Below are 13,847 nucleotides of genomic sequence, written 5' to 3'. Positions count from 1 at the left end.
CTCGGGCGTGGTCGGTTACCGGCGGTCCCCCGGCCCTGCGGACCGAACCGGGTCCCCCGGCACTGCGGGCCGCACCATAGGCGCTCGCACCTGGCTCGCCGCGATGCCGACGGTGTTGATGCTCGCCTGGGCGGGCAACCAGTTCACCCCGCTGTTGCTGCTCTATCGGCAGGTCGAGGGGTACTCCACCCTCGAGGTCGACCTCTTCTTCGGCGCCTACATCCTCGGGATCATCCCCACCTTCATCGTCGCCGGGTCCCTGTCCGACCGGTACGGCCGCAAACCGCTGATCAACGTGGCGTTGGCGCTGTGCCTGATCGCGGCGATCGTGCTGGCCCTCGGCAGCGCCACGCCGGCGATGATGATGCTCGGGCGGTTGATCTCCGGATGCTCGGTCGGGATCGGGATGGTCGTCGGCACGTCCTGGATCAAGGAACTGTCGGTGGGGGTGCCCGCAGCCACGGCCGCGCGGCGCGCATCGCTGACCATGACCGCCGGCTTCATGCTCGGCGCGGTGGTCGCCGGCGCCCTGGCGCAGTGGGCGCCGTGGCCGACGGTGCTGCCCTATGTCGTCCAGGTCGGTGCGACCGCGGCGGCCGCGTGCCTGCTGTTCCGGGTGCCGGAGACGCGCTCGTTCGACGCCGAGGTCACCTCGTTGGTGGTCGACATCGCGGTTCCGCCCGGATATCGCCGCCGTTTCTGGCTGGTGGTCGTGCCGATGGCGCCGTGGGTCTTCGCCGCGCCGGCGCTGGCCTTCGCCGTGGCACCGGCGCTGGCCGCCGACCGGCTCGGCAGCTACGGGATCGCCTTCGCCGGCATGCTGTCGCTGGTCTCGCTGGGCGCCGGCCTGCTGATTCAAAGCGGGGTGCGCCGGCTGATGGCGGTCACCCGGGGCGCCTCCGGCGCGGTCGGTCTGGTGCTGTTGGCGATCGGCACGGTCGTGCTGGCGGTCAATACCGACCCGGTCTCCCCGTGGCTGACGGTGGTCGCCGCGATCCTGCTCGGCTGCGCCTTCGGGGTCTGCATGCTGTCCGGTCTCATCGAGGTGCAGGCGATGGCGGGCCCCCACAACCTCGCGGGGCTGACCGGTCTCTACTACGCCCTGACCTATCTGGGCTTCGCGTTGCCCGCCCTGTTGTCGTGGTTGGCACTGCGGCTGTCGATCGTCGACCTGCTCCACGGCGTCGTCGTCGCGGTCCTGATCTGCGCGGTGATCACCGCCGTCGGCGCGATCTCGGGCGCCGGCCGACCTCCGACATCGGGCGCCTGACCGGTCACCGCCCCGCGACCGGTCGCGCCGACCGATCCCGGCCGACGGCGAATCCGATGATCACCTGCGCCACCCCCAGGCCGGCGATCACCAGCAGCGATGCCTCCCACCCGCCGGTGCGCTGCGCCAGGTAACCGGTGACGATCGGTCCCAGGGCCGCAAATCCGTATCCGACCGATTGCGCCATGCCCGACAGTCGCGCGGTCTCGTGTTCGGCTCGGCTGCGCAGGGCGATCAGCGACAGCGCGACCACCAGCGCCGCCCCCGAGGCGACCCCGGCACAGAAGATCCACAGCACCGCCAACTGCGGCGCCAGGATCAACCCCGCCGCGGCGATCACCATCGGGACCGCACTGCCGACGGCCGCGGTCGTCTGGCTCTCGCCGCGCATCAGCAGCGGCACGGCCATTCCGGCGAAGACGCCGACCACCTGGTAGATCAGCAGGTGCACCCCGGCGACCGACAGGGAGATCCCGGCGGCCTGCTCGATACTGGGCAGCCAGTTGACCAGGATGTAGAAGCTGGTGGACTGCACGCCCATATACGCGGTGACCAGCCAGGCCGTCGGTCGGCGCCACACGCTGTCGCCCGGTTCCGTCGGCACGTGGACCGTCGGACGGTCGCCGGCCGATCGCCGCGCCCGCGGCAACCACGCCAGCCCGACCAGCACCGACAGGCCGGCCCAGATCGCCAACGCGAAGCGCCAATCGGTGCCCTGCGCGATCGGTACGGCCAACGCCGAGGCGAGGCCGGCGGCGGTGACCATCGACGCCGAGAACAGGCCGGTGGTGCGCGATACCCGGGAGCGGTGGTCGCGGCGGATCACCGCGGGCACCAGCACATTGCCGACCGCGATGGCCCCGCCCGTCACCAGGGTGCCGATCCAGAGACCGGGCGCCCCACCGTAGGACCGCAGCACCGTCCCGACGGTCAACACCACCATCGCTACCGCGATGGTCCGCTCGATGCCGAGCCGTCCGGACCACCTATGCACCAGCGGCGAGACGATCGCAAAGGCGACCAGGGGCAGCGCGACCAGCAGCCCGAGCGCGGTCTCCCCGAGACCCTCGTCGGCGCCGAGCCACGGGAGGACCGGCCCGACGGAGGTCAACGCCGGACGCAGGGTGAGCGCCACCAACAGAATCAGAACCACCGGCACCGCGGCCGCGCCCGCGTCGCGGACCCGTCCGCCGGATTCACCCGTCACCTCGACACACCCTTCCGACCGCCCGGCCCGCCCTCGGCCACACCGTATCGGCCGCCGCGGACCGCTAGGCTTGGCGGATGGCTCCGCCGCACCGACGACGCTCCCCCCTGGTCGCGGCCCTCTCGGTCTCCCGCCGCGGCGGGTCCGGAGCCGAGATTCTCGACGAGATCCGCCGCGCGATCCTGCACGGCGGCGTTCCGCCGGGCAGCCTGATCCCCGTCGGTGAGGTCGCCACGGTCTTCGGGGTCAGCCCGATCCCGATCCGCGAGGCCCTCAAGACCCTCCAGGGTGAGGGCCTCGTCCAGCACACCCCGCGCGGTGGCTACGCCGTGGCGCAGTTGACCGCCCAGGAGTTGCGGGAGCTGTACATCGTTCGGGAATCGCTCGAGATCGCGGCGCTGGCGGCGGCCGTGCCGGCGGCCGGCGACGCCGAACGGGCCGAGGCCCGGCGGGTGCACGAGGCGATGAGCGGCGCGCTCGAGGCGCAGGACCCGCTCGCCTATCACCGCCTCTCGCGGGAGTTCCACATCGCGCTGGTCCGACCGTCCCGGATGGTCCGCCTGCTGCACATGCTCGACTCGGCGTGGAACGTCACCGAACCGGTCCAGCCGATGGTGCACGTGACCGCGGAGAACCGGCACCGTCTGCACGCCGATCACGCGGAGATGCTCGACGCTTTCGTCTCCGGCGACGAGGACGCGCTGCTGGCCGCGGCCAAGGAACACAATCGCCGGCTCAACGCGGTGTTGACGACGCTGCCCACCGATATCGGCTTGTTGGCACCGTAGAATTCTTTATCATTTTCGGACATAAGCGGCAATTCGTCCGGTAATTCCCGGATATATCTTTCGGGAAACACGGCGGCAACTCGATCTAACCGACCAGCAACAGGGCGGTCATAATCTCCAGTCCTATTACTTGTGGCCGTCAATGCTGCCGAATTCCCCACAGCTCTGCTACGAACGGATAACGCCATGTCCGATACGTCTGCCGCTCCGACGGGTTCGCCCGTCGACGACGGATCATCCAGCGCACACAACGGAGCAGTGGTCATCAAGCCGAGTTACGACCCGGCGTTGACCAACGAGGACCTCGCTCCTCTGAAGAAGCAAACCTGGACGTCGTACAACATCTTTGCGTTCTGGATGTCCGATGTACACAGCGTCGGCGGATACGTCACGGCCGGTTCACTATTCGCCCTCGGACTGGCGAGTTGGCAGGTGCTCGTCGCCCTGCTGGTCGGCATCGTCATCGTCTACTTCTTCTGCAATCTCGTCGCGAAGCCGTCCCAGGCGGCCGGCGTTCCCTATCCGGTGATCTGCCGATCGGTTTTCGGCGTCAAGGGGGCGAATATTCCGGCGATTATTCGCGGCCTCATCGCGGTCGCCTGGTACGGAATTCAGACATATCTCGCATCCGCGGCATTGGATGTCGTGCTGATCAAACTGTTCCCGTCGCTCGCTCCGTACGCGGACGTCGCCCAGTACGGATTCCTCGGATTGCCCGCTCTGGGGTGGGCATCGTTCGCCCTGCTGTGGGTCCTGCAGGCGGCGGTCTTCTGGCGCGGTATGGAATCGATCCGCAAGTTCATCGACTTCTGCGGCCCGGCGGTCTACGTCGTGATGTTCATCCTCGCCGGCTACCTGATCTATCGCGCCGGTTGGGGATCGATCAACCTGACCCTCGGCGAGGTGGAGCACACCGGCCTGTCGTCGATTCCGGTGATGCTCAGCGCGATTGCGCTGGTCGTGTCCTACTTCTCCGGCCCGATGCTCAACTTCGGCGACTTCTCCCGCTACGGAAAGTCGTTCGACGCGGTCAAGCGCGGCAACTTCCTCGGCCTGCCGGTCAACTTCCTGGTCTTCTCGCTCCTGGTGGTCATCACCGCGTCGCTGACGGTGCCGGTCTTCGGTGAGCTGATCACCGACCCGGTCGAGACGGTCGCCCGGATCGACAACACCTTTGCGATCGTGCTCGGCGCGTTGACCTTTGCCATCGCCACGATCGGCATCAATATCGTCGCCAACTTCATCTCGCCCGCGTTCGACTTCTCGAATGTCGATCCGCAGCGGATCAGCTGGCGGGCGGGCGGCATGATCGCCGCCGTCGGTTCGGTGCTGCTGACCCCGTGGAATCTGTACAACAACCCGGAGGTCATCCACCTGACGCTCGAGACCCTGGGCGCGTTCATCGGGCCGCTGTTCGGCGTGCTGATCGCCGACTACTACCTGGTCCGCAAGCAGCACGTCGACATCGACGCCCTGTTCACCCTCTCACCCACCGGCGCCTACTGGTACAACAAGGGCTACAATCCGGCTGCGGTCTACGCGACGATCGCCGGTGCGGCGCTGGCGATGTTCACCGTGCTGTTCAACGGGGCGGTCGCGGCGATCCCCGAGATCCCGGGCATGTCCACCGCGTCGAAGTACAGCTGGTTCATCGGCTGCGGTGTGGGATTCGCGGTGTACTACCTGCTGGCCACCCGGACCAAGCTCGCGGTGACCAACTTCCCCGACGCCCAGCCGGCATCCTGAGGCGTGTGCAGACCCAGGTGACCACGCCGAAGATCCGCGTCATCAACCCGAACACCTCGGCGTCGATGACCGACCTGATCGAGCGGTGTGCCCGCGGCGTTGTCGCCGCGGGCACCTCCGTCGATGCGGTCAACCCGTCGATGGGCCCCGCCTCGATCGAAAGCCACTACGACGAAGCCCTCGCGGTTCCGGGTCTGCTCGAGGAGATCCGGCGCGGGGACGCCGACGGGGTGCAGGGCTACGTGATCGCCTGCTTCGGCGACCCCGGTCTGGACGCCGCCCGCGAGCTGGCCCGCGGGCCGGTGATCGGCATCGCCGAGGCCGCGATGCACACCGCGAGCTTCCTGGGCCGCCGCTTCTCGGTGGTCACCACCCTCGACCGCACGATCGGCCGCGCCGAGGATCTCGCCGCCCACTACGGGATGGCCCGCTTCTGCGGCGGCTACCACGCCTGCGATATCCCCGTCCTCGAACTCGAATCCGATCCGGCTGCGCAGCAACGCATCACCGACGCCTGCGCCGCCGCGCTGGAGTCCGACGGCAGCGAGGTGATCGTGCTCGGCTGCGCCGGCATGGCCGACCTCTGCGAGGCGATCTCCAAGCAGCTCGGGGTGCCGGTCATCGACGGGGTCGCCGCCGCGACGGTGCTGGTCGAAGGCCTCGTGCGGCTCGGACTGCGCACCTCCGACCGCGGCGAATTCGCCCACCCGCTCCCGAAGTCCTATTCCGGCGCCCTGAAGTCCTTCACCATCGAACCCTGAACCCTGTGGGGAGTTCTGCATCCACCCGCCGGCTCCCACGCTCCCCAATCCGGTCATTCTCGCGGGCGAACACACGCAACCGCCCCCGGGCTCGCGACCGGGGGCGGATACGGAGGGACTTGCCTACCGCTTGGTGAGCTCTACGTCGTCGGCGGGCTTGTCGAAGGTATGCGGGTCGACCATCGCGTCCTCGTCGAACGGCAGTGCGCCGGAGAGCACGTCGTTGACCCGCTGGTGGTCGACGGTCCGCGTCCAGCTCCCGACCAACAGGGTGGCGACCGCGTTTCCGGAGAAGTTGGTGACCGCGCGCGCCTCGGACATGAAGCGGTCGATACCGACGATCAGGCCGACACCGTCCAGCATTTCGGGCCGGTGCGCCTGCAGGCCGCCGGCCAGGGTGGCCAACCCGGCGCCGCTGACCCCGGCAGCGCCCTTGGAGGCGACGATCATGAAGGCCAGCAGTCCGATCTGCTCCCCCAGGGTCAGCGGATCGCCCATCGCGTCGGCGATGAACAGCGACGCCATCGTCAAATAGATGGCGGTCCCGTCCAGATTGAACGAGTACCCGGTGGGCACAACAACTCCGACGGTGGTCGGCTGGACGCCGATGTGCTCCATCTTGGCGATCAGTCGCGGCAGCGCCGACTCGGAGGACGAGGTCGCGAAGATCAGCAGGTATTCGCGCGCCAGGTAGCGCACCAGCTTGAGGATCGACACCCGCGAGGTGAACCACAGCAGCGAGCCGAGGATGCCGAAGACGAAGATGACGCAGGTGATGTAGAAGGCGAGCATCAGCGTCAGCAACTGGCCGACGGCCGCCCACCCGGTCTGGCCGACGACGTTGGCGATCGCACCGAAGGCGCCGATCGGGGCCACCCACAGCACCATGACGAGGACCTTGAACACGACCTTCTGGAACGAGGCGACCGCACGCAGCATCGGCTCGCCGGACTCGCCGAGAGCCTGCAGGGCGAAGCCCACCAGCAGCGCGACGAACAGCGCCTGCAACACACTTCCCGAGGTCAGCGACGAGACCAGGGTGTCCGGGATGATCCCCTGCAGGAACTCGGTGGTGCCGCCGGCTTCGTGTGCCTGCTCCGCCAGCGCCGCACCCTGACCGGCCGAGGCGGAGATGTTCAGGCCGGTACCGGGCTTGATCAAGTTGCCGACGACCAGGCCGATCGCCAGGGCGACGGTCGACATCGCCAGGAAGTAGGCGAAGGCGAGGCCGCCGACGCGGCCGACGGTGGCGGCCTTGCGGACGGACCCGATGCCGAGCACGATCGTGCAGAAGATGACCGGGGCGATCATCATCTTGATCAGCGAGACGAAGAGGGTCCCGAGAATCCCGAGATCCTTGCCCACCGAGGGGGCGACGAGGCCGACCGCCACACCCGCGACAACGGCGACGATCACGGCGATGTACAGCCAGTGGGTGCGGTCACGCTTCTTGGGCGGAGCGGGTGGCGTGGGATGGGTGGTCGAGTCGGTCACGGCGGGTCCTTCCATCGCCGCGCCCGGGATACGGCCCACCCGGCGGCTATTCGCGACGATGACGTGCACAATCGTGGGTGTGAACAGTGATGGTGGTCACCCTTGCGTTCATTTCGTTCATCGGTGGACCCAACGCTTTCCGCGCCCGCGCACCCTGGCGGGCCGGGCCATCGCCCTGCAGATCGCGATGGTGATCGCGATCGTGTGTGTCGCCGGGGCGCTCGGCTCCTACGAGATGTACGTGCACGCGCGTTCGACCGCGGAGAAGCAGAGCGCCGCGATCGCGTCGAGCCTGGCGTCGGCGCCGTCGACCCTCGAGGCATTGCTCTCCGATGACCCGACCGCGCGGCTGCAGTCGGTGACCGAGGGGGTGCGCGCGGTGACGGGCGCCGCGTTCATCACCATCATGAGCCCGGACGGCACCCGCTTCACCCATACCGACCCCGCGCAGATCGGCGGCGACTATCTCGGTTCGCGGGACGAGGCGCTGGCCGGCGGGACGTATACCGAGGTCTACACCGGCACCCTCGGCCCGTCGATTCGCACGATTGCCCCGGTAGTCGACGATCGGGGCGATGTCGTCGGCCTCGTCGCGGCGGGGTTCACCCTCGATTCACTCACCGCCTCCTGGCAGCGGCAGCTGCCGATCGTCGGCGGGATCGCGGTCACGGCCCTGGCGTTCTCCTTCACCGGATTGTGGCTGCTGCGCCGGCGCCTACTGCGGCAGACCGGCGGCCTGGCGCCGGACGAGCTGCGGGTGATGTACGAACATCACGACGCGGTATTGCACGCGGTGAGTGAGGGATTGGTGGTGGTCGAGCGCGGACGCCCGGTATTGGTGAACGACGAGGCCCGCCGCCTGCTCGGCCTGACCGAATCGGGCCGGGACGAGGACCTGCCGGCGTTCATCACCGACGGGGTCGAACCGATCATCGACGAAACACATGTCGCCGCCGGGGGTCGCATCCTGTTGGTCAACCGGGCACCGGTGCCCGATCGGGCGCAGTCGGCGGTCATCACGATCCGCGATCGCACCGAGTTGCAGTCCGCCACCGGGTCGTTGGCGGCGATGACGCAGTTCGCCGAGCATCTCCGGTCTCAGGCGCACGAATGGGGAAATCGGATGCACACGATCGCGTCGCTGGTCGAGATGGGGCAGACCGAGGAGGCGGTGCGGTTGGCGACCGGCGATTTCGCGGTCCGCGACGACGACATCGCCCGGGTGTCGGCGCTGATCCGCGACCCCGGCGTGGCGGCCCTGCTGCTGGGCAAGCTGGCCCGCGCCCGGGACCGGTCGATCGCGATGACGGTCACCGACGATTCCCGGCTGGACGCGTCGGTGTCGGCGTTGTTGACGCCGGCCGAATTACACACGGTGGTGGGCAATCTGGTCGACAACGCCCTGGACGCCGCCGACCCGGATGACCCGTGGGTGGAGATCACGGTGATCGGTGACGCGAACGAGTTGCGGGTGACGGTCGCCGACAGCGGGCCGGGGATGGACTCCGAGCAGTTCGAACTAGCCCGCCGCCGCGGATACTCCACCAAGTCGGGCGGCGACGAGCTGGGCCGCGGGCTCGGGCTGCATCTGATCGATCGGATCGTCGACCGACGCGGCGGTACCACGACGGCGGAGCAGACCTACGGATCGGTGCTCAGCGTGCACCTGATCCGGCCCGGCGTCACCGCCGATCACGCGATCCCGGCGGACACCGCGTGATTCGGGTCCTGGTGGTCGAGGACGAACCGATCATCGCCCGCAGCCACCACACCTATCTCGACCGCCTCGACGGATTCGAGGTGGTCGCGACCGCCGGGACCGCCCGCGCCGCCGTGCTGGCCGCCCGCAATGCCGCACGGGAGGAGTCGCCGATCGACCTGGTCCTGCTCGACATCGGACTGCCCGACGCGTCCGGGATCGACATCGTGTCGACGCTCGCGGCGATCGACCCGCCACCCGATGTGATCGCCGTGACCTCACAACGCGATCTCGACACCGTACGCACCGCCGTCGCCCACGGGGTGTTGCTGTATCTGTTGAAGCCGTTCACCTTTGCCGCGTTTCGGGAAAAACTGGAACAGTACGTGCGCTACCGGGAGGCGATGTCGACCGGTTCCGACGCGGTCAGCCAGGGCGATATCGATCGAGCCTTCGCCCAGCTGCGCTCGGTCGCCCCGCGCAGCACCGCCCGCAAGGGCACCGCGCCGGAGACCGCGGACGCCGTTGCCCGGGCGATTCGCGATGCCGATGCCGGGCTGACCGCGTCGGAGACCGCGCACGTCGTCGGCTCCTCCCGGGTGACCGCCTGGCGCTACCTCGAGGCGCTCGCCGACGACGGAATCGTCGCGCGCAGCACCGAATACGGGCGCACCGGCCGCCCGCAGGTCCGGTATCGGTGGACGTCGCGCGACGGGTAGCCGCCACCGACCGACATCACCGCCAGAGGTTGGCAAGGGGGCCGGCGAGCCGCAGACCGTGCGCGAAGCCGGCGGTGGCGGCTGGTGCCCGCGTCGACAGGTCCATCATCGATTCACCGAAGGCCTTGCGAGCAGCGGTATCCGGGAACATCGTCTCGACTCGGCTGCCGGCCCGTCGGAGCCGATCGATCTGGTCGGCGAGGTGGGTGCCCCATTCCACGGGGGTGCGGGCGCGACCGCCGAAAGGCGAGAGCACCAGCACCCGTTCATATCCGGCGGCGAGGTCGGCGTTGTCGGCGTTGGTGCGGTAGCCGCCGTCGATGTACCGGTGGTCGCCGATCTCGTAGGCGAATCCGCCGGCGCAACCGGCCGCGACCGCGTCGACCAGGTCGATGCCGCTCGCTCGGTCGAAGAGGATCGGTGCGCCGGTGTCGGTGTCGACCGCGGTGATCAGCACCGTTCGGTCGGGCCATTCCGGTCGCGGGAGCCGGTTCGCGACGGTGGCGCGCCACCTCGCGGTCCCGCCGGGAGCACTCGCCGCCGCGAGCATCGCACCCATCGTGCGGCGCATCTGCGGCAGGTCCGCGGCCTCGGCGATGACCCGCCCGGTCCGGTCGAGCAGGTCGGCGACTGTCCCGGCGGTCCCGCGACCGCCTCCCACCGGCGCCGCCGCACCCGGTCCGGCCGGTGCGCCGACGATATCGGCGTAGAGCCGCGCGGGGTCGGCGGTGGTGATCTGCGCGGCGGCGGTCGAGCCGGCGGAGGTGCCGATGATCAGGTCGGCGTCGGTGACGTCGAGACCGCCGTCGAGCAGGCCGGCGATGACGCCGATCAGCCAGGCGTTGCCGGCCGCACCCCCGCCGCCGAGGACCAGGGCTCGTTCACCGGAACCGGGCAACCGATTCGCTGCGTCGATCTGTGGGTGGTTGCGGTCCGCAGGTGCGGCGGAGGGCGCGTCGGAGGTGGAGAAAGTGGGCATGGGAGGCCTTTCGCGAGGGGTCCTCGCGGGCTCTCCCGTGGGCGACTAGGCGAGTCGCGCGAACGTGATCGGTGAGGGAGCACCCGCTGCGGATACGGCATACATGGGTCTCACCTCCGTTCGATCGGTCACGACCATTCGACGGTAGCACCGGCGGCCGCCGCCGACCCGAACTCCCGGGCAGCCGTGACCGATCGGCCCGCGACGGGAGGATGTCGCGGCTCGGGTCCCACCGGGCATAGGGTGTCCGACGGGACGAGATGGCGAACGCACATCCCCACCCCGCGAAAGGATCCGATCGATGTCCGGCTGCCGTGGCTGACCCTTCCGAGACGCCCCGGGACACCTCGACGGCGCGACAGGCGACGGGCTCCGGCCGTACGGGTCTGTTGGTGGCGGTGGCGTCCCTGCTCGGGGCGACCCTCTTCTGGGCCGGCAACTATGTCATCGGCGGCGCGGCGGTCGCGACGATCGATCCGCTCAGCCTCGTGCTGCTGCGGTGGGCGATCGCCGTCGTTCCACTCCTGCTGATCGCGCAGTTCGTCGAGCGCCCGGACTGGCGGCAGGTGCTGCGCGCCTGGCCCTGGCTCATCATGCTCAGCGCCTTCGGGCTGCTCGGATACAACCTGTTCCTCTACGGGGCGCTGCAGTACACCGATGCGTTCAACGCCTCGCTGATCAACGCCTTCAATCCAGCGCTGATTACCCTGGCGGCGGCGATCTTCCTGCGGGAACGGCTCACCCCTCTCGCGATCGTGGGCGTTGCCATAGCCCTCGTCGGGGTGCTGGTCGTGCTCTCCCGCGGCGATATCGGCACGCTGTTCGGCACCGGATTCGGCCGCGGCGAACTGCTGATGGTCGGCGCGATCTGTGTGTGGACGGCCTATACGATCGCCGGTCGGTTGGCACCGAAGCTGCCGCCGATCACCTCGACGGCGATCCAGGCCGTCATCGCGGTGCTGGTGCTGGCGCCGATCAGTGTCGCCACCGGCGGTCCGACCCTGCCGTCGACGGCGAGCACCCTGTGGGCGCTGATCTTCATCGGGATCTTCCCGTCGGTGCTGTCGTACCTGCTGTGGAATCGCGCGCTGACGGTGATCCCGGCCGGCGGCGCCGGGGTCTTCCTCAACCTGATCACCGTCTTCACCGCCGCGTTCACCATCCTCGCCGGCCATCCGTATACGGCCGCGCAGATCATCGGCGGGATCGTGGTGATCGGTGGTGTGGTGGTGACCAACATCCGAGCGTTCCGCTAGCCGGGCGACCGATCGCGGCCGGCCGCCCGGCGCGGCGACGCGCCTACCCCTGAGCCTCGATCGCCACCGGCTGCCACTGCTCCCAGGTCGCGAGTCGACTCTCGTAGTCCGCCTTGGCGATCGCGAGTGGGGCTGTACCGAAGAAGACCCGCAGCGGCGGCTTCTCGGCGTCGATGATTCGCAGCAGGGCGCGAGCCGACGCCGTCGGGTCGCCGGGGGTCGACACCCGTTGCTTGCGCGCCGCATCCGCCTCCGCATGCGCGGCCGCGTAGGCGGGCAATTCGGTCGCCCGCTGCGACGACGACCCGGACCAGTCCGTCGCGAAACCGCCGGGTTCGATCAGCGTCACGTGGATCCCGAACGACGCAACCTCCTGCGCCAGCGACTGCGAAAAGCCTTCCAGCGCCCACTTCGAGGCGTGGTAGAGGCCGACGTTCGGGAACGCGCTGATGCCGCCGATCGACGACACCTGAAGGATATGACCGCTGCCCTGTTCCCGCAGGAACGGCAACACGGCCTGGGTGATCCACAAGGCACCGAAGACGTTGGTCTCCAACTGATCGCGAGCCTGCTGTTCGCTGACCTCCTCGACGAAGCCGAACAACCCGTACCCGGCGTTGTTGATCACGATGTCGAGACGACCGAATCGCTGGTGCGCCTGTTCGACCGCCGCGAAGTCGGCGGCGCGATCGGTGACGTCCAGCTGGATCGGAAGGATCGCGTCACCGTACTTGTCGACCAGGTCCGCCAGAGCCGACGTATCGCGCGCCGTCGCCGCGACCTTGTCGCCGCGCTCGAGGGCCGCGATCGCCCATTCCCGCCCGAAACCGCGGGACGTACCGGTGATGAACCAGACCTTCTCGGCCATATCGGAATCCTTCCGTCGACACACGACCAGCAAGCGGCTGTCCGGCAACCCGAACACCATCCGCGTCCGTCATCCACCCTGCCGGCTGAGCTCCCGGGCCGGCGACGGTATGGCTCACCGAGACTTCAGAAGTTTGGGCGACGACTTCGGTATCGGGCCGGGGCATCTCGCGTGGTGCCCCCAGTCGGGCTCGAACCGACACTGGGCAGATCTTGGGAACGGACGGCCCGCTATCCGGTACACGGCGCCTACCTGCGGAACGCGCCCGGGCCGACTGTATCGCCGCAGTTCAAGGGTACGATTGCACGCCGTTGACCGTCGATTCCACGCTGACGCCGAACGCCTACGAGCCGTTGAGATCTCCCCTCGCGTACCGGGTGGAACCGGGGCGAGCCGAACTCAGAGCCTTGGATAGCCTGAACTGGTGTTACACCTTCTCGTCGACACGTCGACCTGGCTCGATCTAGGTAAGCGGCGCGACGGCCAACGTCTGATCCGGGTCTTGGACGAACTCGTGCACGACGACGAACTGATACTCGTTGTCCCGCCGCTCATCAACGACGAGTTTGCAAGGAATCGCCCGAAGGTCGAGGCCTCGATCACAACAAGTCTGTCCGATCGATTGAAGGCATCGCGGCGCGAGGTTCAGGACTTCGGGGGCGACGACCACCCAGACGCGCGCCACGCGATCGACGAACTCGCTCACAACGTTCCGCTGATCGGCGCGATGACTGCACGCAACTTTACGGACGTCGAGAAACTGTTTGCAGCGGGTTCGAGTCACGAACCCACCGATGAGGAGCGTCGACGCGCAGTGCAGCGAGCGCTTGACAGGAAGGCACCGTTTCACAGATCGAAGAACAGCGTCGCCGACGCGTTATTGATGCCCCGTCTGGTATCTCGGCCAGTCGGAATGAAAACCCGGACCGCCAAGACGGTGCGCGGATCGACGCCTTCACCCTGCTTGGCTAGATGTGATGCCCAGCCAGGTTGTCCAACCTGGTGATGGGTGCGGCGTTCCCGATTGCCGAGTGAGGTTCCCCTGAAAAAGTGGACACGT

12 protein-coding genes are annotated in these 13,847 nt (G+C 68.5%); 8 read left to right on the top strand and 4 right to left on the bottom strand.

Annotation, left to right across the window (positions count from 1 at the left end; translation table 11 throughout):
• Positions 1-103: 103 nt before the first annotated feature.
• Positions 104-1,270 (top strand): MFS transporter, encoded by a 1,167-nt coding sequence (locus MB1_RS06700; protein ID WP_084351082.1) that lies wholly within the window; start codon positions 104-106, stop codon positions 1,268-1,270.
• A gap of 4 nt (positions 1,271-1,274) precedes the next feature.
• Here the strand turns inward: MB1_RS06700 and MB1_RS06695 are convergent, their stop codons facing one another.
• Entirely contained in the window at positions 1,275-2,477 is a 1,203-nt protein-coding gene (locus MB1_RS06695; RefSeq protein ID WP_218000197.1) for a CynX/NimT family MFS transporter, read from the bottom strand.
• 77 nt (positions 2,478-2,554) lie between these two features.
• Here MB1_RS06695 and MB1_RS06690 point away from each other — a divergent pair, with 77 nt between their 5' ends.
• From MB1_RS06690 to MB1_RS06680, 3 genes are all read left to right on the top strand, one after another.
• The gene (locus tag MB1_RS06690; RefSeq protein ID WP_066905100.1) at positions 2,555-3,265 is read left to right on the top strand and encodes a GntR family transcriptional regulator; all 711 of its coding nucleotides are present in this window, start codon (positions 2,555-2,557) and stop codon (positions 3,263-3,265) included.
• A gap of 186 nt (positions 3,266-3,451) precedes the next feature.
• Positions 3,452-5,011 (top strand): NCS1 family nucleobase:cation symporter-1, encoded by a 1,560-nt coding sequence (locus MB1_RS06685; protein WP_084351080.1) that lies wholly within the window; start codon positions 3,452-3,454, stop codon positions 5,009-5,011.
• A gap of 5 nt (positions 5,012-5,016) precedes the next feature.
• Positions 5,017-5,772: an aspartate/glutamate racemase family protein gene (locus tag MB1_RS06680; RefSeq protein ID WP_281189871.1), complete on the top strand. Its 756-nt coding sequence runs from the start codon at positions 5,017-5,019 to the stop codon at positions 5,770-5,772.
• A gap of 123 nt (positions 5,773-5,895) precedes the next feature.
• Here the strand turns inward: MB1_RS06680 and MB1_RS06675 are convergent, their stop codons facing one another.
• Positions 5,896-7,281: a cation:dicarboxylate symporter family transporter gene (locus MB1_RS06675; RefSeq protein ID WP_066905560.1), complete on the bottom strand. Its 1,386-nt coding sequence runs from the start codon at positions 7,279-7,281 to the stop codon at positions 5,896-5,898.
• A gap of 172 nt (positions 7,282-7,453) precedes the next feature.
• On the opposite strand from MB1_RS06675, the gene MB1_RS06670 reads away from it, so the two are divergent.
• Positions 7,454-8,986: a sensor histidine kinase gene (locus tag MB1_RS06670; RefSeq protein WP_066905558.1), complete on the top strand. Its 1,533-nt coding sequence runs from the start codon at positions 7,454-7,456 to the stop codon at positions 8,984-8,986.
• Positions 8,983-9,684, top strand: coding sequence for a response regulator (locus tag MB1_RS06665; RefSeq protein ID WP_066905096.1), 702 nt, complete (start codon positions 8,983-8,985; stop codon positions 9,682-9,684). The genes MB1_RS06670 and MB1_RS06665 overlap by 4 nt, the downstream gene beginning before the upstream one ends.
• Before the next feature lie 16 nt (positions 9,685-9,700).
• Here MB1_RS06665 and MB1_RS06660 read toward each other — a convergent pair whose 3' ends face one another.
• Positions 9,701-10,663 carry a patatin-like phospholipase family protein gene (locus MB1_RS06660; RefSeq protein WP_066905094.1) on the bottom strand — a complete coding sequence of 321 codons (963 nt, stop codon included), beginning with the start codon at positions 10,661-10,663 and terminating at the stop codon, positions 9,701-9,703.
• Positions 10,664-10,977: 314 nt separating this feature from the next.
• Here MB1_RS06660 and MB1_RS06655 point away from each other — a divergent pair, with 314 nt between their 5' ends.
• Positions 10,978-11,919 carry a DMT family transporter gene (locus MB1_RS06655; protein ID WP_218000196.1) on the top strand — a complete coding sequence of 314 codons (942 nt, stop codon included), beginning with the start codon at positions 10,978-10,980 and terminating at the stop codon, positions 11,917-11,919.
• 43 nt (positions 11,920-11,962) lie between these two features.
• On the opposite strand, the gene MB1_RS06650 is transcribed toward MB1_RS06655, so the two are convergent.
• Entirely contained in the window at positions 11,963-12,787 is an 825-nt protein-coding gene (locus MB1_RS06650; RefSeq protein ID WP_066905555.1) for an SDR family oxidoreductase, read from the bottom strand.
• Positions 12,788-13,211: 424 nt separating this feature from the next.
• Here MB1_RS06650 and MB1_RS25570 point away from each other — a divergent pair, with 424 nt between their 5' ends.
• Positions 13,212-13,793: a PIN domain-containing protein gene (locus MB1_RS25570; RefSeq protein ID WP_157083934.1), complete on the top strand. Its 582-nt coding sequence runs from the start codon at positions 13,212-13,214 to the stop codon at positions 13,791-13,793.
• Positions 13,794-13,847 lie beyond the last annotated feature (54 nt).

It is taken from the genome of Millisia brevis NBRC 105863 (assembly GCF_001552615.1).
GTDB classification, from domain to species: domain Bacteria; phylum Actinomycetota; class Actinomycetes; order Mycobacteriales; family Mycobacteriaceae; genus Millisia; species Millisia brevis.
Note: the sequence above shows the minus strand (reverse complement) of the source record. Positions and strands in the feature narration are given on the sequence as shown.